This is a genomic window from Hominiventricola aquisgranensis, assembly GCF_040096225.1.
GTDB lineage: Bacteria > Bacillota > Clostridia > Lachnospirales > Lachnospiraceae > Hominiventricola > Hominiventricola aquisgranensis.
In genome coordinates, this window is the sequence record NZ_JBBMFC010000001.1 from 90,575 (window position 1) to 107,498 (window position 16,924).

At 46.9% G+C, this 16,924-nt stretch carries 16 protein-coding genes; all 16 read left to right on the top strand.

The features are described from left to right. The first annotated feature begins 13 nt into the window (after positions 1–13). The 16 genes from WMO62_RS00375 to carB all read left to right on the top strand — a co-directional run bounded on the left by WMO62_RS00375 (position 14) and on the right by carB (position 16,922). Positions 14–931: an AAA family ATPase gene (locus tag WMO62_RS00375; protein WP_147601913.1), complete on the top strand. Its 918-nt coding sequence runs from the start codon at positions 14–16 to the stop codon at positions 929–931. Then, positions 931–2,709 carry a cobaltochelatase CobT-related protein gene (locus WMO62_RS00380; RefSeq protein WP_349143418.1) on the top strand — a complete coding sequence of 593 codons (1,779 nt, stop codon included), beginning with the start codon at positions 931–933 and terminating at the stop codon, positions 2,707–2,709. The genes WMO62_RS00375 and WMO62_RS00380 overlap by 1 nt, the downstream gene beginning before the upstream one ends. A 13-nt stretch (positions 2,710–2,722) precedes the next feature. Next, the gene (locus WMO62_RS00385) at positions 2,723–2,950 is read left to right on the top strand and encodes a hypothetical protein (RefSeq protein ID WP_118596106.1); all 228 of its coding nucleotides are present in this window, start codon (positions 2,723–2,725) and stop codon (positions 2,948–2,950) included. 242 nt (positions 2,951–3,192) lie between these two features. Next, on the top strand, positions 3,193–3,852 hold the full coding sequence (locus WMO62_RS00390; RefSeq protein ID WP_349143419.1) for a polysaccharide deacetylase family protein: 660 nt from the start codon (positions 3,193–3,195) through the stop codon (positions 3,850–3,852). Between the two features lie 75 nt (positions 3,853–3,927). Beyond that, positions 3,928–4,665, top strand: coding sequence for a LytR/AlgR family response regulator transcription factor (locus tag WMO62_RS00395; protein WP_349143420.1), 738 nt, complete (start codon positions 3,928–3,930; stop codon positions 4,663–4,665). Between the two features lie 127 nt (positions 4,666–4,792). Beyond that, positions 4,793–5,356 carry an isomerase gene (locus tag WMO62_RS00400; protein WP_118438096.1) on the top strand — a complete coding sequence of 188 codons (564 nt, stop codon included), beginning with the start codon at positions 4,793–4,795 and terminating at the stop codon, positions 5,354–5,356. A 78-nt stretch (positions 5,357–5,434) separates the two neighbouring features. Continuing rightward, positions 5,435–5,962 (top strand): LemA family protein, encoded by a 528-nt coding sequence (locus WMO62_RS00405; protein ID WP_349143421.1) that lies wholly within the window; start codon positions 5,435–5,437, stop codon positions 5,960–5,962. Positions 5,963–5,974: 12 nt separating this feature from the next. Continuing rightward, positions 5,975–7,024 carry an SHOCT domain-containing protein gene (locus WMO62_RS00410; RefSeq protein WP_349143422.1) on the top strand — a complete coding sequence of 350 codons (1,050 nt, stop codon included), beginning with the start codon at positions 5,975–5,977 and terminating at the stop codon, positions 7,022–7,024. A 21-nt stretch (positions 7,025–7,045) separates the two neighbouring features. Further along, the gene (locus WMO62_RS00415) at positions 7,046–9,010 is read left to right on the top strand and encodes a clostripain-related cysteine peptidase (protein WP_349143423.1); all 1,965 of its coding nucleotides are present in this window, start codon (positions 7,046–7,048) and stop codon (positions 9,008–9,010) included. A 193-nt stretch (positions 9,011–9,203) separates the two neighbouring features. After that, on the top strand, positions 9,204–9,683 hold the full coding sequence (locus WMO62_RS00420) for a DUF2975 domain-containing protein (protein ID WP_349143424.1): 480 nt from the start codon (positions 9,204–9,206) through the stop codon (positions 9,681–9,683). A 12-nt stretch (positions 9,684–9,695) separates the two neighbouring features. Beyond that, positions 9,696–9,920: a helix-turn-helix domain-containing protein gene (locus WMO62_RS00425; RefSeq protein WP_117496642.1), complete on the top strand. Its 225-nt coding sequence runs from the start codon at positions 9,696–9,698 to the stop codon at positions 9,918–9,920. Further along, positions 9,907–11,196 carry a DUF4153 domain-containing protein gene (locus WMO62_RS00430; protein WP_349143425.1) on the top strand — a complete coding sequence of 430 codons (1,290 nt, stop codon included), beginning with the start codon at positions 9,907–9,909 and terminating at the stop codon, positions 11,194–11,196. Before WMO62_RS00425 ends, WMO62_RS00430 begins: the two co-directional genes overlap by 14 nt. Before the next feature lie 61 nt (positions 11,197–11,257). Continuing rightward, entirely contained in the window at positions 11,258–11,755 is a 498-nt protein-coding gene (locus WMO62_RS00435; RefSeq protein WP_118438090.1) for a heme-degrading domain-containing protein, read from the top strand. Between the two features lie 141 nt (positions 11,756–11,896). Continuing rightward, complete coding sequence (locus WMO62_RS00440) at positions 11,897–12,538, top strand: phosphoribosyltransferase family protein (protein ID WP_349143426.1); 642 nt, start codon at positions 11,897–11,899, stop codon at positions 12,536–12,538. 114 nt (positions 12,539–12,652) lie between these two features. Next, entirely contained in the window at positions 12,653–13,732 is a 1,080-nt protein-coding gene (locus tag WMO62_RS00445; protein ID WP_349143427.1) for a carbamoyl phosphate synthase small subunit, read from the top strand. Beyond that, complete coding sequence (carB, locus tag WMO62_RS00450; protein ID WP_349143428.1) at positions 13,725–16,922, top strand: carbamoyl-phosphate synthase large subunit; 3,198 nt, start codon at positions 13,725–13,727, stop codon at positions 16,920–16,922. The genes WMO62_RS00445 and carB overlap by 8 nt, the downstream gene beginning before the upstream one ends. The last annotated feature ends 2 nt before the right edge of the window (positions 16,923–16,924 follow it).

Below are 16,924 nucleotides of genomic sequence, written 5' to 3' on the forward strand. Positions count from 1 at the left end.
AAGAGGAGTTTATATGCAAAAAGAATTACAGTTTTTGGAGGAGCAGGATATAAGTCCAACCCTTTTGGCACAGGTGGAAGCATTTCGGCAGGAATATCCGGCGGATGAGGCAGCATTGCAGAGAGTGAACCGCCCAAACATTCCGTTTTATGGAAAAGAGATCCTGGAGATGGCCATGGCAGCTCTGCTTCAGGGATCGAACCTGCTGCTGTCAGGAGCCAAGGCGACCGGTAAAAATATTCTGGCGGAGAATCTGGCATGGATCTTCGGCAGACCTTCTTATAATATTTCCTTCAATGTCAATACGGACAGCAGTACGTTGATAGGAACTGACACGTTCCGCAATAATCAGGTGGAACTTCGGAAAGGAAGCGTATACCGCTGTGCGGAAGAGGGCGGATTTGGCATCTTTGATGAGATCAATATGGCAAAAAATGATGCAGCCAGCGTTCTTCATGCCACACTGGATCATCGGCGGATGATCGATGTGCCAGGCTATGAACGGATCGATCTGCATCCGGCTACTCGTTTTATAGGAACTATGAATTATGGGTATGCGGGAACCAGAGAGTTGAATGAAGCATTGGTATCCCGGTTCCTGGTGATCGATATGCCCGCACTTACCAAGGAAAATCTTTACCGGATCATTCGTCATGACTATCCAAAGATCAAGGAAGAGGCGCTGGATGCATTTGGCGGACTGTTCCTGGATCTGCAGGAAAAGGCAGATAATAGTGAGATCTCTACCAAATGTATGGATCTGCGAGGTCTTCTATCCGCATTGGGAGCAGTGAAGATCGGGCTTACGCCCTGGCAGGCTGTGCAGATGGGCATTATTAACAAAGCATTTGATATTTTTGAGCGGGAGATCGTGTCAGATATGGCAATGACCAGAATTCCCGAGGACTGGACAAGGGAGAATGTATTCTAATGCAGGACAGATCGCAGATATACAGCGAGGAAGAATATCGTTACGAACTGGAAAACCGCATGAAGAATCTGCTGTGGACAGTGAGTGGAGACTATGATCTGGATGTGAACCTGGATCTTGATTCCTTTCGGGAATCTCAGTATATTACCCTCTATGATGCGGTCAAACAAGGGGCATTTGCGCGTTATTTTTCCAAGGACGAGTTTGGCATGTATCTGGTGAAAAAGCTTTATATGGGTGCGGATGAGCCATCCCTTGCAGGATTGGCACAGATGTGTGTGGATCAGGCGGTATTACAGAAAATCACAGTTGAGCGTAAGGGTGTGTCAACTCTTCGGAAAAAAGCTTTTGGAGATATTCTGGATCGGGATTTTGACCGGCTGGCAAGACGGAATGACCCGGTAGCACGGATGAAGATCGCTATGCTCCAGCAAGGACTTGATGGGACCTATACAGCTGGTAAAATGGTCCGGGAGCAGGTGGAAGAGTTATTTTCTCTCCAGAATGCAGAGGATACGATGGATGTGATCCGAAAAGTGGACGGATTTTACAATCGTCTGGTAGACCCGCATTTTGAAAAGGAACATGGAACGCTGGAACAGGTTCTCTCCGTCAGGGAAGCAGATTTGAAAAAATTTGACTGGCAGGATTTCCTGGATGAAAATGCCACAGAAGCCTCATTGGAAGAGATGATGCGACAGGCAAACAGCAGTACATTGCCGGAGGATGAAGAAGAGGCGGAGGAGAAAAAGCATCGCGCCGGAAAGATCCTGATCACTGAGGAAGACATTAAAAAGATGTATTCCTATATAGAACTGCATTTTGGTACATCCTATATGGATGCAAGGGAACAGGAACGGCTGAATCGACGGATCTGCCGTGGAATTCATGCGGACTGTAAGCTGTATTTTACGGAGGGCATTCTAAAGGGCTGTGTCAGGGAAAATAATACGTATGTGCTGGCGAAGCGGACCAGTGAGATGAATGAACGGTTTTACCGGCAGAATCAGAGGATCTCCCGGCATAATATTGCTGCACTGGGAGATATTCTGAAGCGGTCCCTGCAGGCACGGAATGAAGACGATACGCAGATATCTGACTATGGAACAGTGATTCCACAGAAGCTGTGGAAAGTGGGACGGACCAGTGATACAAAATTATTCTTAAAGCAGTTTAAGAAAAATAATTCGGATTTTGTAGTGGATGTGCTGATCGATGCCAGCGGTTCCCAGCGAAGCCGCCAGCATATGATCGCTCTGCAGGGGTATATTTTGTCAGCGGCACTTACCCGGGCAGGGATCCCACATCGGGTCTTGAGTTTCTGCTCTTTCTGGGACTATACAGTCATGCGGAGATTCCGGGAATATAATGATCCGGCAGAAGCAGACTGGAATCTGATGGAATTTACCTCTTCGTCCAATAACAGGGACGGACTGGCATTACGGGCGGCAGCAGATGGGTTGCTGGCAAGACCGGAGGAGAACAAGGTATTGATCGTGTTAAGCGATGGACGCCCTAATGATCTGGTGGTGAACCGGCCAAATGCGAAGAATCCGGCAGTCTATACCGGCGACTATGCGGTGAAGGATACGGCATCAGAAGTGCGGCGTCTCAGAAGTCAGGGAATCTCTGTGCTGGGTGTCTTTGCAGGAGAAGAACAGGATCTGCAGGCAGAACGTAAGATCTTTGGCAAGGATTTTGCTTATATCAGGGAGTTGTCCACTTTTGCCCATGTGGTAGGACGGTATTTGAGAAAACAGCTGGATGAACAGGACTAAGGGGGAAATGAGTATGAAAGAATATGAAGTGGTACATGAGATCTTCAATGAATGCGCCAACAATCAGATGCGGGATGTATTTTTTGAGGAAGTAGCGCTGGATGATCCGGAGCAGTATATCCGGAGCCGTCACAAAGACAGAGAACTGAAGATCGAGCGGGAAGACCTGGAGGATGGAACCATTGTCTATCATGTGGAGACTTCCGGGATCGCGCAGAAATATACCTTCACGGAGATCTGAGGGCAAAAAGAAAAGGCCTTGCAGCCTTGATTTTCTGAGGGAGTGGAGGACTCTTACGAATCCCACAAGTGTTATGAATGAAATACGGATATGTCGTTCTTACAAGTACTATCATATCAGGGAAATATGTCCAAATTATGGCAATGTTCTAAAAGAATTATAAAATAAATAAAGAAACCTTGAAGCATTTCTTAATGAACTCTGACATAAGATGGAATGATGCAGGATCTGGAGAATGGCATATGAGGCGATGGTGTACTGCACTGATCATAATCTGTCTGATGGCAGGGTGGACAGCTCTGTGGCAGGAAGAGAAGGTGCTGTCTGTCAGTACTGCTTTTGTGGAGACGAAAAAGGCAGCACTGACCTTTGATGACGGTCCCAGCTCCCTGTATACAGAACGGCTGCTTGACGGGCTGAAAGAGCGGGGGGTAGTGGCGACGTTCTTTGTGACTGGTGAAAATGCACAGTCCTGCCCGGATCTGATCCGGCGGGAGAAGGCGGATGGACATCTGATCGGCAATCATACCTACAGTCATATCCAGCTGACTTCTGATAATAAAGAGGTATTTCGGGAAGAGCTTGTGAAGACTAACGAGATCCTGAAAGCTATCACCGGGGAGAATGTGACCTATATCCGGCCGCCTTACGGAAGCTGGGATAAGAGTCTGGAACAGGACCTGAACATGTTTCCGGTGTTGTGGAATGTGGACCCTCTGGACTGGTGCACACCAGATGCGGGGCTTGTGATGTCAAGAGTATTGCAGCAGGTGGAGGACGGGGACATCATTCTGCTTCATGATTATTATGACACATCGGTGACGGCGGCTCTGATGATCGTAGATGAGATGAAGAAGCAGGGGTATGAATTTGTAACAGTGGAAGAGATCCTGTTCGACTGAAACGGTGGAATTGTCGAAAAAAGTATGCTATGATGAATCAAAGTCTAGAAAATTCAGAAGAAAGAGATTACAGAGATGATAAAAGCGGCGTTTTGCGATGATGATTTGTCTATATTGAACGAGCTGCATGTTCTGATGGATAACTATCGGGTAGAACGAAATCAGGAAATTACATATACTGCATTTCACAGTCCGCTGGAGCTGATAGCGCAGATCGAGAAGGGAATGCGGTTTGATATTCTGTTTCTGGATGTTCTGATGCCAGGGGTCAACGGAATTGAGACGGCACAGGAGATCCGGGAATATGACAGTGCCATGAAGATTATTTTCCTTACCTCTTCTGCGGAGTATGCAGTGGAATCTTATACGGTCAATGCATATTTTTATCAGTTGAAGCCTATCTGGCCGGAGAGTTTTTACAGGCTGATGGATTCTGTGCTCAAGGAATGCGCGCAGGAGCAGAGAAGAAGCCTGATCCTCAGATGCAAAAGCGGGATCACCCAGATCAGTCTGGACAGGCTTATGTACTGTGAGGTCCAGGGACGGACACTGGTCTTTCATATGCAGAACGGCGAACAGCTGAAGAGTGTGGGAAGCATGGATGATTTAAGCGGACAGCTTGCAAAATACAACAACTTTCTTCGGGCGCACAGGTCTTATCTTGTTAATATGGAATACATCAAAACTATTTCTTCCAAAGCAATCCTCATGGTAAATCAGGATGAGATCCCGGTTCCCCATGGAAAATGTTCAGAAATCAAAAATCAATATCTGGAATATGCATTCAGTAAAGATCAGGTGGTGCTTGCCTGATGGTCGATTCAATGCATTTTTTGGTCGGTTTGTGTCGAACCGGCCATTTTTTTGTTTTTCTCCTGTACACTGGAAACAACAGGTGGAACTTAATAACCACAAAACAATGTGACGAAGGAGAAAGAATATGAAGAGAAAAGTACTTGCAATGATGATGAGCCTGACTCTGGCGATGGCAGTAACTGCATGTGGAGGATCTGATACGGAGACTGATGCAGCAGATACAGCAGTGGAAGAAACTGTTGATGATACTGCAGAAGCAGATGAGGCAGAGACAGAGGATGTAGCAGCAGAGGATACTTCTGAGGAAGCAGATGAGGATCTTGGACCGCTGTACTCTATCGAAGCAGCAGTGGCACCGGATGTAGCAGGAACAACCTGGCATTTTGTAGGTGCTATGCTTAGCGGCGAAGAACTTGATGCAGAGACAGCAACTGGTGTTCTGGATCAGAACTATGGTGGAACGCTTGATATGGTATTTGATGAAGATGGCAATGCAACCATGGAGCAGGGAGGCGGAAACCTCACTGGTACTTATGAGTATGTAGATGAGTACACCTTACTGGTATCTCTGGACAACAGCGGAAGCACACTGAATTATGCATGTGCATTTGCTGAGGACGAGGACGGAGTGACCATGGTACTTATGAATGATGATACTGGATATAACGGAATCTATTTCATGCAGTAAGATCCACAGATAAAATTGAATCGCGACAGCGGATGCGGGGTGATCCGCATCCGCTGTTTTTGCATGGAGGGGTCTTTGATGAAAAGCCTGGTGATTGTAATTTTACTTCTGATCCTGCTGATGATCTGGATTCTTATGACAAAGAAAAAACTGGTGGTAATGGATGAGAACGTGAACCTTGCTATGGGACAGCTTGGTGTGCAGGTTTTCTCCCAGTTTGATGCTGCAATGCTGTTGGTGGATCTGGTGGAATCTTATACAGAGAAAGATGGCAGTCGGCTGAAGAAAATGATTCAGACAGAATATCGGATCCTTACAGCCAGATCAATGCCTTCGGATGTGTTGAAACAGGAGCGTGTGATCCAGAAGGTCCTGGATGAAATTTCTGATATTTCCGGAAAATATCCGGAACTGAAAGAAGACAGAGGATATGTAAAATGCCTGGATGCGGTGGAGAGTTATAAAAAAATGGTGTGGACCAGTAGATTGATCTATAATGATATTGTGACAAAATACAACCAGGCGATTCGTATGGTTCCCACCTGTCTGGTCGCTGGCATTCTTGGTTTTCATAAAAGAGAATATCTGGAATCGGGAGAATATTAGGAGGATATGAATATGGGATTATTCAGCAATAATAAAAAATTATGTCCGGTCTGTGGAAAGCCGACTCCAAGGCTTCTGGCAACCAAGGTGGAGGATATGCCCATCTGTAAGGACTGTGACCGGAAGATCGACCTGCCTAAGGGGCTGGTGGATAAGATGACACTGGATAAATTCAGCAAATACATTTCCTATCATGATCAGCAACAGCCTCTGAGGGACAAATTTACAGAGACATACCGCTTTGATTTTGGGTTCGGAAAAGGAACATTTGTGATGGATGCATCCCATGGATTCTTCAAACTGAAGGATGACGAAAATGCACTGATCATGAAAATATCCAATTTCAAGAGTCTGAGGGTGCTGGAGGATGACAAGCCTCTGTATGAAAGCCAGGGCGGCACGATCAAATGTTATAAGAGTATGATGCCATCAAAGATCAGAGCCATGTCCACCCAGATCACGCAGTATGAGGCGCAGAGACGGGAATATGAGATGGTAGAACAGATGGAACGGATGCGGGATGAACGGGACCGCCTTTATGATGAGCGAGACCGTCGGCTTGGCGGCAGAAGACTGGATGAGCGAGACCGTCGGATGGATGATCGGCGATTTGACGAGCGTTCCACGAGAACTTACCGCAGTGAACCGACTTTTGATGTGAAAGGCCCATTCCGCTACTTTTATGTGGAACTTGCCATGAAACATCCGTACTGGGGTTCGATCCGCTGGCCGCTGGCTGCACCGGAATTTGACAGGTACTATCCAAGTGTGAATACCTATCTGCAGGAGTATGAGGATAAGGTGGATCAGCTTCATACACTGGTGGTCAATCTGATCCAGATGGTAAGCCCGGGGGCAAAAGAGATTCAGATGTCTGCGGCAGGAAGTGCAGGTGCGGCAGCCGCTCAGCCGGTCAAGAGCGTGCTCGGCAATAAGAAACCAGCTGCTGCCGCAGGAACAAGTGCCGTGGAGGAGATCAAGAAATACAAAGAACTTCTGGATGCAGGAGTTATCACACAAGAAGAATTTTCAGCAAAGAAAAAGCAGCTGATGGGAATCTGAGTTTACATGGGAGGGATGCGAATGAAAAAGAGATTTCTGGCAGCATTCATGATTCTGGTGATGGGGTGTGCTTTGACAGCCTGTGACGAAGAGGAGACGGCAGACGGACAGACTGCGGATACTGCTTCCGAAGCAGAAGAGGGAAGCTGGTCAATCTACTGGTATCTCTGTGGAAGTGATCTGGAATCTGGTGGTGGATTTGCCACCTATGATCTGAGTGAGCTTATGGAGGTGGAGCTTCCGGAAAATGTAAATGTGGTCATTGAGACGGGTGGATCTTCCGAGTGGCAGAATGATGTGGTCGATGCAGACCACCTGCAAAGATGGCTGTACAGCAGTGAAGGACTGGAACTGGTGGATGAGCAGCCTTCTGCAAGTATGGGAGAAGCAGAGACTCTTGCAGATTTCCTGCAGTTTGCAAAGAACAATTATCCGGCTGAAAAGACAGCTGTGGTATTCTGGAACCATGGAGGTGGTTCTGTGTCGGGTGCTTCGTTTGACGAACTGTATGGATTTGATTCATTGACCCTGGATGAAATGTACACAGCATTTGCCAGTGTGTGGGAGCCTTCGGAAGAAGAACAGCCTTTGGAGCTGGTAGGATTTGACACCTGTCTGATGGCAACAGTGGATGTGGCATATACGTTTTCGGATCTGGCACACTATCTGGTTGCATCCGAGGAGACAGAGCCTGCCAATGGATGGTATTATTCCCAGTGGGTTGGTGCCCTTGCGGATGATCCTTCCATGGATGGAGAAGAGCTGGGGCGTGTGATCTGTGATGCTTATTATGCAGGCTGTGAGGAAGTGGGAACTCAGGACAACACCACTCTTTCTCTTACAGATCTGACAAAAGTGGGACCGCTTCTGACGGCTTATGATACCTTTGGCTCAGAAGCACTGGCGGCAGCCTGCGAAGATCCTGGATTCTTCTCACAGTTCGGCCGTGTGGCGGCAAAGAGTGAGAATTATGGAGGTAATACCAGAGAGCAGGGTTATACCAACATGGTGGATCTTGGTCATATGGCAAGACAGAGTTCTGATATGCTGGGGTCTGCCAAGGACGTGCTGGATGCACTGGAGGACTGCGTTCTGTATCAGGTAGGAGGTCAGTATCGGACAGAAGCGACCGGACTTTCCTGCTATTATTCCTACAATGGTGATGTGGATGATTTCTGGGGCTATGCTAATATTGGCACAGGAGCTGCGTTCAAATATTTCTATGCCTATGAGCTGACCGGTGAACTGGATGATTCGGGTATGGAATATATTAAAAATATGCAGTTTGAGGAGCTGCCGGAGGTGAAGAATCTTCTGTCTGTGGACTGGGACGGAGCACCGCTGGATGTGACGGATGATGGTATCTCCTATCTGACATTGGGACCGGAAGCCAATGATATTCTGGCTGGAATCGGCTTTAGCCTTTATTATGTGGATGAGGAAGATGACCTGATGCTCTGGCTGGGAACCGATAATGATATGAACGCAGACTGGGAAAATGGAGTCTTCTATGACAATTTCCGCGGAGTCTGGGGAAGCATTGATGGCAACATGGTTTTCATGGAGCTGAGCGACGAAAGCGAAGATTATACTATGTTTTCTGTTCCGATTCTCCTGAACGGAGAGGAATATAATCTGCAGGTTGTCTATGATTTCACTACTGAAGAGTGGAGCATCCTTGGCGCACGTCAGGGCATTGATGATACGGGTATGGCTGACAAGGAACTGCGGCTTCTGGAGGAAGGTGATGAGATCACAACCATCTGGTATGCAGCAACCGCAACCGGTGATGATGATTTTGAAGCTTATACCGCAGATACCTTCACAGTGACTGCAGATACCAGCTTTGATGAGATGAAACTTCCGGATGGAAGCTATTCCATGGTATACGAGATGCGTGACGCCATGGATAATTACGCATACTCTGATGCTGTGATCTTTGATTGTGCAGACGGTGAGATCCAGACGACGGTATTTACAGAGTAAAATGCTGACATAGAAGCCAATGCCAATGCAGGTGGAGGCTTTACGTCCTCCTTTCAGGGCAGCCTTATGGCTGCCCTTTTTTCATGCCACATTGCTGCACGACTATTATTTATCGTAAAACAATAAAAATATATTGACAAATACAGGAAGTACAAGTATACTGAAGCCACAATAAGGAAAAAGGAGAAGAAAAATGGAACAGCGTACATTGGTAAAATGGTTGAAGATACTGGTATTATTTGCAGCGGTCTGTGGACTGGGACTGGCAGGAGGTGTGCTGCCACTGGCAGGACAGTGGCTGGTGGAGAGCTATCCAGAGTTTTCCTATTGCTTCTGGCCGTGGCTCATCTTTCTGTGGGTTTTGTCGATTCCTTGCTTTTGGGCTCTGTATCTGGCGTGGAAGATATTTGGAAATATTGAAAAGGATCATGCATTTACTACGGAAAATGCAGAGTATATGGGACGTATTTCTTTTCTGGCGGTAGCGGATGCTGTGGTGCTCTTGGTGGGAAATGTGTTGTTCTGGCTGATTGGTATGAATCATCCAGGAATATTGCTTTTGTGCTTTGTGGTCACGCTGATCGGTATTGGATTTTCTGTAGCGGCAGCAGCATTGTCTCATCTCATTTGGAAAGCGGCTGATCTGCAGGATCAGAGCGACTGGACCATCTAGGAGGGCGAACATATGTCGATCATTATCAATATAGATGTCATGCTTGCAAAGCGGAAAATGAGCGTTACAGAGCTATCTGAACGGGTTGGGATCACCATGGCGAATATTTCCATATTAAAAAATGGTAAGGCCAAGGCAATCAAGCTGAGTACCTTAAACAGCATCTGCAAAGCACTTAACTGTCAGCCAGGAGATATTCTGGAATATGTGGAGGATGAGGACGATGAATGCATTTGATCGTGTAAAGGGAATGGATCGGATCTTCTGCGGACTGTATCTGCTGCTTGGCTATGGATTTATTTGGATGTTCACGAACAGTACTTCTGCATGGTGCCTGCCTGTCTACACCGTTTTTTATACAGCAGTGGTGCTGGTGTATGCCAGGACTTTGGGAATCCGTCCTGTGAAGGAAAGCTGGTTCTGGTTTGTGATTTTGCTGATACTCGGAATTTCTCAGGAAATGGACAATGGCATGATGGTCGGACGGTTTCTGGCATTACTGCTGGTGGCTGCTTACTGGACATTCGCAGTATCAGGGAGACTGCTGGATCAGGGACGAACATCCGGCTGGATCTTATTCGATGGATGGAATGCATTGGGAATGGTACCATTTACCAATATGGATGCCCTGATCCGGGTGTTGTTTCACCAGAAGAGCGGTGACGGGGAGCAGGACAAAACATCCCTGTCAGAAATGAAAGCGGTGGCTCTGGGTTTGGGGATAGCAGCAGTTCTCCTGTGTATCCTGCTGCCGCTTCTGTCTGGTGCGGACGCCGGATTTGAGATGCTGACAGGAGATGTGGCAGACTGGATCACGGCGCATCTGCTGGGATTTGCCCTTCGTATGTGCTTTGCAATACCTGTGTCATTTTATCTGTTTGGTCTGACTTTTGGAGGACTGACTGGACGGCATACAGACTATATCAAGGAAGATATGCTGAAAAAGACAAAAAACCAGATTCAGATCCTGCCGGTACCGGCAGCGGTCACAACTTTTGTGCTAATCTGTGGTGTGTATCTATTATTTATCGGACTGCAGGGGTCATACCTGTTCTCGGCACTGGCTGGAAAGCTGCCGGAGGCATTTACCTATGCAGAATATGCCAGAAGGGGATTTTTTGAATTGTGTCAGGTATCGGTGTGGAACCTTTGTATTTTGATCATGTCAGATCTGTTCACCAGTCGGAAAGACAAACAGTTCATGTGTCTGAAAGGAATGAATGTCTGTCTGTCGGTGCTGACACTGCTTCTGATCACCACAGCGATTGGGAAAATGTTCCTGTACATCAGTGCCTATGGGCTGACTGCTTACCGGATTCTGTCACTTACCTTTATGCTGTGGCTGACGATTATATTTGTGGGATGGATCATCCGTCAGTGGAGGACATTTCCTCTGGCGAGAATCAGCATTCTGACAGGAGCAGTGCTCTACACCCTTCTTTGTGTGCTTCCGATGAGCAGTCTTTGCAGATATTATAATCTATGGGCACAGACGCATGGATTTTTACACTGAAAAGTGCTATACTGGTAGGCACAAAGGGTGATTGACCCGAAGTCAGAAGGAGGAAATTCGTATGATGTTGGAAGAGTCGGTTAAAGTTTTGACCATGCAGGAGGAAATACTTCAGTTTTCTCATTTTACGAATGAGGATGCATGGGAGCTTGGTAGCTATATGGTTGAAGAAGCAGCCAGAAATGATCTGCCTGTGGCGGTCAGCATCCGTCTGAATAATGGTTACACAGTGTTTCAGTATGGATTCAGTGGGACCAACTGCAGTAATGAATTGTGGATGAAGAGAAAAGAAAATACCGTCCGCATGATGGAGATGAGTTCCCTGCGTTTATATATGCTTCTTAAGCTGAAGCAGGAAACACTGGAAGACAGGGGGTTAAATGGAAAAGATTACGTAGCCAGAGGCGGCGCATTCCCGATCCGTGTGGAAGGTGTGGGAGTGATCGGAAGCGTGATCGTATCGGGACTTGATCATATGGCAGATCATGATTTTGCAGTAGCATGCATCAGTCAGTACCTGCGGATCGACAATATCCCTCGTCTGCCGGTGAATTATTGACACATATTTTTTGAATATTTGCATATCTCTGAATAAAATTCACAAAACACTTGCGGAAAAACCATATTTTATGTACAATATTCCTATATAAAACGGCGGGGAGGGGATTCGTAACCAGCCGAATAAAGGGGGATCAGATATATGGAAGATCGTATGTTCAAAATTATTTCACCTGCTGACAAAAAAGTAGCCCTGAAGGTTATCCCGGGACACTTTGTGACTTCTCATTCTCATATCACTCATTATATAGATATGACTACATTAAGAGCCCGTCAGAATGAGGCAGAAGCGGCAGCAAGACTGTTGGCAGCAAAATATGCCAATACAACGATGGTAGATACGATCATCTGTCTGAACGGATGTGAAGTGATCGGTGCATACCTGGCACAGGAGCTGAGCCGTTCTGGTATCCGGTGTATGAATGCTCATGAAACAATTTATGTGACTGCTCCGGAACAGGACATCAACGGTCAGATGATCTTCCGCGACAACACGAAGCTGATGGTGCAGGGAAAGAATGTATTGATCCTGTCCACCTCCATCACGACTGGTGTGACACTTGACAAGGCAATTGACAGTGTTGAATATTACGGAGGGCGTGTGCAGGGAATCGCTTCTGTCTTCAGTTTTATCAGCAAAGCAAGAGGCGTTGAGGTCAACAGCATTTTCGGTGCCAAAGATATGAAGGGTTATGCTTCTTATGATGCAAGAGTGTGTCCTATGTGTAAGGCAAAACAGAAAATTGATGCGATCGTCAATGGATTTGGATACAGCAAGATGTAGCAACGGAAAGTTTTTTGAAAAACATTGGGGGAGGGGCTTGCCAACTTCCCCCTTTTTGTGTATAATAACGACAATTTGGGTATTTTTAAGACAGGAAAGGACAAAGGTGAAAAGATGAAAGCATTTCTTATTCTGGAAGATGGCCATGTCTTTACAGGCAGAAGCATCGGTTCCACCCGCGAAGCGGTCAGTGAGATCGTGTTCAATACGTCTATGACGGGATATCTGGAAGTCTTGACGGACCCCTCTTATGCAGGGCAGGCAGTCGTAATGACTTATCCTTTAATTGGCAACTATGGAATCTGTTATGAGGATATGGAGTCAGAAAGACCATGGGTTGATGGTTTTATTGTCCGTGAGTTATCCAGAATGCCGAGTAATTTCCGGTCTGAGGATACAATTCAGAATTTTCTTGAAAAAAATGACATTCCTGGTATCTGCGGCATAGATACGCGTGCACTTACCAAAATCTTACGTGAGTCTGGTACCATGAACGGTATGATTACCACTGATGAAAATTATAATATGGATGAAGTCATGAAGAAGCTGAAGGCTTATTCAACCGGGGATGAAGTTTCCAAGGTGAGCTGCCGTGAGAAAAAGGTGCTGCCAGGTGACGGCTATAAAGTAGCACTTCTTGATCTTGGTGCAAAGAAAAATATTGCCAGATCATTAAATGAGCGTGGTTGTGAGGTGACGATCTATCCATCTACCACAACTGCAGAAGAGATCATTGCATCCAGACCGGATGGAATCATGTTATCCAACGGCCCTGGAGATCCGAAGGCCTGTGTGCAGGTGATCAAAGAGATCCGCAAGCTCTATGAGACAGAGATCCCGATCTTTGCAATCTGTCTGGGACATCAGCTCATGGCACTTGCTACAGGTGCAGATACTTTTAAATTGAAATATGGACACCGCGGCGGCAATCACCCGGTGAAAGATATGGAGACTGGAAGAGTTTATATCTCTTCTCAGAACCATGGTTATGCGGTCGATCCTGAGAGTCTTGACCCACAGGTTGCTGTGCCGGCATTTACCAATGTGAATGATGGAACCAACGAAGGTCTGAAATATGTAGGAAAAAATATTTTCACAGTTCAGTACCATCCGGAGGCATGCCCCGGACCGCAGGATTCCAGTTACCTGTTTGACAGATTTTTGAAAATGATGGAGGAAAAGAAGAATGCCTAAGAATCCGGATATTAAAAAAGTACTGGTGATCGGTTCTGGCCCTATCGTCATCGGACAGGCTGCCGAGTTTGACTATGCAGGTACACAGGCCTGCCGTTCTCTGAAGGAAGAGGGACTTGAGGTTGTTCTTCTCAACTCTAACCCGGCTACGATCATGACGGATAAAGACATTGCAGACCGTGTTTATATTGAACCATTGACAGTAGATGTGGTTGAACAGCTGATCCTGAAAGAAAAGCCGGACAGCGTGCTGCCGACTCTTGGAGGACAGGCAGGACTGAATCTGGCAATGGAGCTGGATGAGAGAGGATTCTTCGAGAAGACTGGTGTAAAACTGATCGGTACGACTTCCCAGACCATCAAAAAAGCAGAGGACCGTCTGGAATTCAAGGCAACCATGGAGAAGATCGGCGAGCCGGTAGCTCCGTCTCTGGTTGTTGAGAATCTGGAGGATGGTATCGCATTTTCCAATAAGATCGGTTATCCGGTAGTGCTTCGTCCGGCGTATACGCTTGGTGGAAGCGGCGGTGGAATCGCACACAATCAGGAAGAACTGGAGGAGATCCTTGCAAATGGACTTCGTCTTTCCCGTGTAGGCCAGGTGCTGGTTGAGCGTTGTATCGCAGGCTGGAAAGAGATCGAGTACGAGGTAATGCGTGACGGAGCAGGAAATGTGATCACCGTCTGCAACATGGAAAATATCGACCCTGTCGGCGTACATACCGGTGACAGTATCGTTGTAGCACCTTCCCAGACTCTGGGGGATAAAGAATATCAGATGCTCCGTACTTCTGCACTGAATATCATCAGTGAGCTGAAGATCACTGGAGGATGTAACGTACAGTTTGCTCTTCATCCTGAGAGCTTTGAGTACTGTGTGATCGAGGTAAACCCGCGTGTAAGCCGTTCTTCTGCACTGGCTTCCAAGGCAACTGGTTATCCGATTGCAAAGGTGGCTGCAAAGATCGCCATCGGATATACACTGGATGAGATCAAAAATGCAATTACCGGACAGACTATGGCAAGCTTTGAGCCGATGCTGGACTATTGTGTCGTTAAGATGCCGCGTCTGCCATTTGATAAATTCATCAGTGCAAAAAGAACACTGACCACACAGATGAAAGCGACCGGAGAGGTCATGAGTATCTGTGACAGCTTTGAGGGTGGCCTTATGAAAGCCATCCGTTCTCTAGAGCAGCATGTGGACAGCCTTATGTCTTATGATTTCAGTCATCTGGACAGAGAAGGACTGTTAGAGCAGCTGGCAGTTGTAGATGACCGTAGAATCTGGGTGATCGCAGAGGCACTCCGCCAGGGAATTTCTTATGAAGAGATCCATGATATTACAAAGATTGATATCTGGTTCATTGACAAGATCGCAATCCTGGTAGAGATGGAGCAGGCTCTGAAGACACAGGAACTGACCGTTGATCTTCTGAAAGAAGCAAAACGGATTGAATTCCCGGATAACGTGATCGCACGTCTGACTGGTAAGACCGAGGATGAGATCAAACAGATGCGTTATGACAATGGTATCGTGGCAGCATTCAAGATGGTAGATACCTGTGCAGCTGAGTTTGAAGCATCCACACCGTATTACTATTCTGTATTCGGAAGTGAGAATGAAGCAGTTGAGACCAAAGACCGCAAGAAGGTCCTGGTTCTTGGTTCCGGTCCGATCCGTATCGGACAGGGTATCGAGTTTGACTTCTGTTCTGTACATTGCACCTGGGCATTCTCCAAAGAAGGATATGAGACCATCATTATCAATAACAACCCGGAGACCGTAAGTACAGACTTCGATATTGCAGATAAACTGTATTTTGAGCCGCTGACACCGGAAGATGTGGAGAGCATTGTCCGTCTGGAAAAACCGGATGGAGCGGTAGTACAGTTTGGTGGACAGACCGCTATCAAACTGACCGAAGCTCTGATGAAGATGGGTGTTCCGATCCTTGGTACTTCCGCAGAAAATGTAGATGCGGCTGAGGACAGAGAGCTGTTTGATGAGATCCTGGAGCAGTGCCAGATCCCGAGACCAAAGGGAGGAACCGTATATACTGCAGAGGAAGCAAAAGAGGTTGCCAACCGTCTTGGTTACCCGGTACTGGTTCGTCCGTCTTATGTACTTGGCGGCCAGGGTATGCAGATCGCTATCAATGATGAAGATGTGGAAGAATTTATCGGCATCATCAACCGGATCGCACAGGATCATCCGATCCTGGTAGATAAATATCTGCAGGGTAAGGAGATCGAGGTCGATGCAGTATGTGATGGCGACGACATCCTGATCCCGGGTATTATGGAGCACATTGAGCGTGCCGGTATCCATTCTGGAGACAGTATCTCTGTTTACCCGGCAAAGAGTATCAGTGACCATGTGAAAGCAACTATTGAAGAATATACCAAACGACTGGCGCGTTCTCTGCATGTCGTCGGACTGATCAACATTCAGTTTATCGCAGTGGGCGAGGATGTATATGTAATCGAGGTGAACCCGCGTTCCAGCCGTACCGTGCCATATATCAGTAAAGTAACCGGAATCCCGATCGTTCCGCTGGCAACCAAAGTGATTCTTGGTCATAAGATCAAAGATCTTGGTTATACACCGGGACTGCAGCCGGAAGCTGATTATTATGCAGTGAAGATGCCGGTATTCTCCTTCGAGAAGATTCGTGACGCTGATATCAGCCTTGGACCGGAGATGAAGTCTACCGGTGAGTGTCTGGGAATTGCCAAGACCTTCAATGAGGCTCTCTACAAAGCATTCCTCGGTGCTGGTATTTGCCTGCCGAAATACAAGAACATGATCATGACCGTCCGTGATGAGGACAAGCCGGAGGCTGTGGAGATCGCCAAGAGATTTGAAGCTCTGGGATACAACATCTACGCAACCAAAGGAACTGCCCGTGCGTTGATGGATGCAGATGTACAGGTTCGTCTGACCAGAAAAGTAGAGCAGGAGTCTCCGAACATTCTGGATCTGATCCTTGGACATGAGATCGATCTTGTCATCGATACCCCGTCTCAGGGCGTGGAGCACAGCCATGATGGATTTGTGATCCGCCGTCATGCCATCGAGACAGGTGTAAATGTGCTGACTGCCATTGATACGGCAAAAGCACTGGTTACTTCTCTGGAAGATACCGATCACAAAAATCTGATCCTGATCGATATTGCAAGACTGTAAAT

Coding starts and splice junctions, on each gene's coding strand:
- WMO62_RS00375 (WP_147601913.1), top strand. CDS start 14: ATGCAAAAAGAATTACAGTTTTTGGAGGAGCAGGATATAAGTCCAACC.
- WMO62_RS00380 (WP_349143418.1), top strand. CDS start 931: ATGCAGGACAGATCGCAGATATACAGCGAGGAAGAATATCGTTACGAA.
- WMO62_RS00385 (WP_118596106.1), top strand. CDS start 2,723: ATGAAAGAATATGAAGTGGTACATGAGATCTTCAATGAATGCGCCAAC.
- WMO62_RS00390 (WP_349143419.1), top strand. CDS start 3,193: ATGAGGCGATGGTGTACTGCACTGATCATAATCTGTCTGATGGCAGGG.
- WMO62_RS00395 (WP_349143420.1), top strand. CDS start 3,928: ATGATAAAAGCGGCGTTTTGCGATGATGATTTGTCTATATTGAACGAG.
- WMO62_RS00400 (WP_118438096.1), top strand. CDS start 4,793: ATGAAGAGAAAAGTACTTGCAATGATGATGAGCCTGACTCTGGCGATG.
- WMO62_RS00405 (WP_349143421.1), top strand. CDS start 5,435: ATGAAAAGCCTGGTGATTGTAATTTTACTTCTGATCCTGCTGATGATC.
- WMO62_RS00410 (WP_349143422.1), top strand. CDS start 5,975: ATGGGATTATTCAGCAATAATAAAAAATTATGTCCGGTCTGTGGAAAG.
- WMO62_RS00415 (WP_349143423.1), top strand. CDS start 7,046: ATGAAAAAGAGATTTCTGGCAGCATTCATGATTCTGGTGATGGGGTGT.
- WMO62_RS00420 (WP_349143424.1), top strand. CDS start 9,204: ATGGAACAGCGTACATTGGTAAAATGGTTGAAGATACTGGTATTATTT.
- WMO62_RS00425 (WP_117496642.1), top strand. CDS start 9,696: ATGTCGATCATTATCAATATAGATGTCATGCTTGCAAAGCGGAAAATG.
- WMO62_RS00430 (WP_349143425.1), top strand. CDS start 9,907: ATGAATGCATTTGATCGTGTAAAGGGAATGGATCGGATCTTCTGCGGA.
- WMO62_RS00435 (WP_118438090.1), top strand. CDS start 11,258: ATGATGTTGGAAGAGTCGGTTAAAGTTTTGACCATGCAGGAGGAAATA.
- WMO62_RS00440 (WP_349143426.1), top strand. CDS start 11,897: ATGGAAGATCGTATGTTCAAAATTATTTCACCTGCTGACAAAAAAGTA.
- WMO62_RS00445 (WP_349143427.1), top strand. CDS start 12,653: ATGAAAGCATTTCTTATTCTGGAAGATGGCCATGTCTTTACAGGCAGA.
- carB (WP_349143428.1), top strand. CDS start 13,725: ATGCCTAAGAATCCGGATATTAAAAAAGTACTGGTGATCGGTTCTGGC.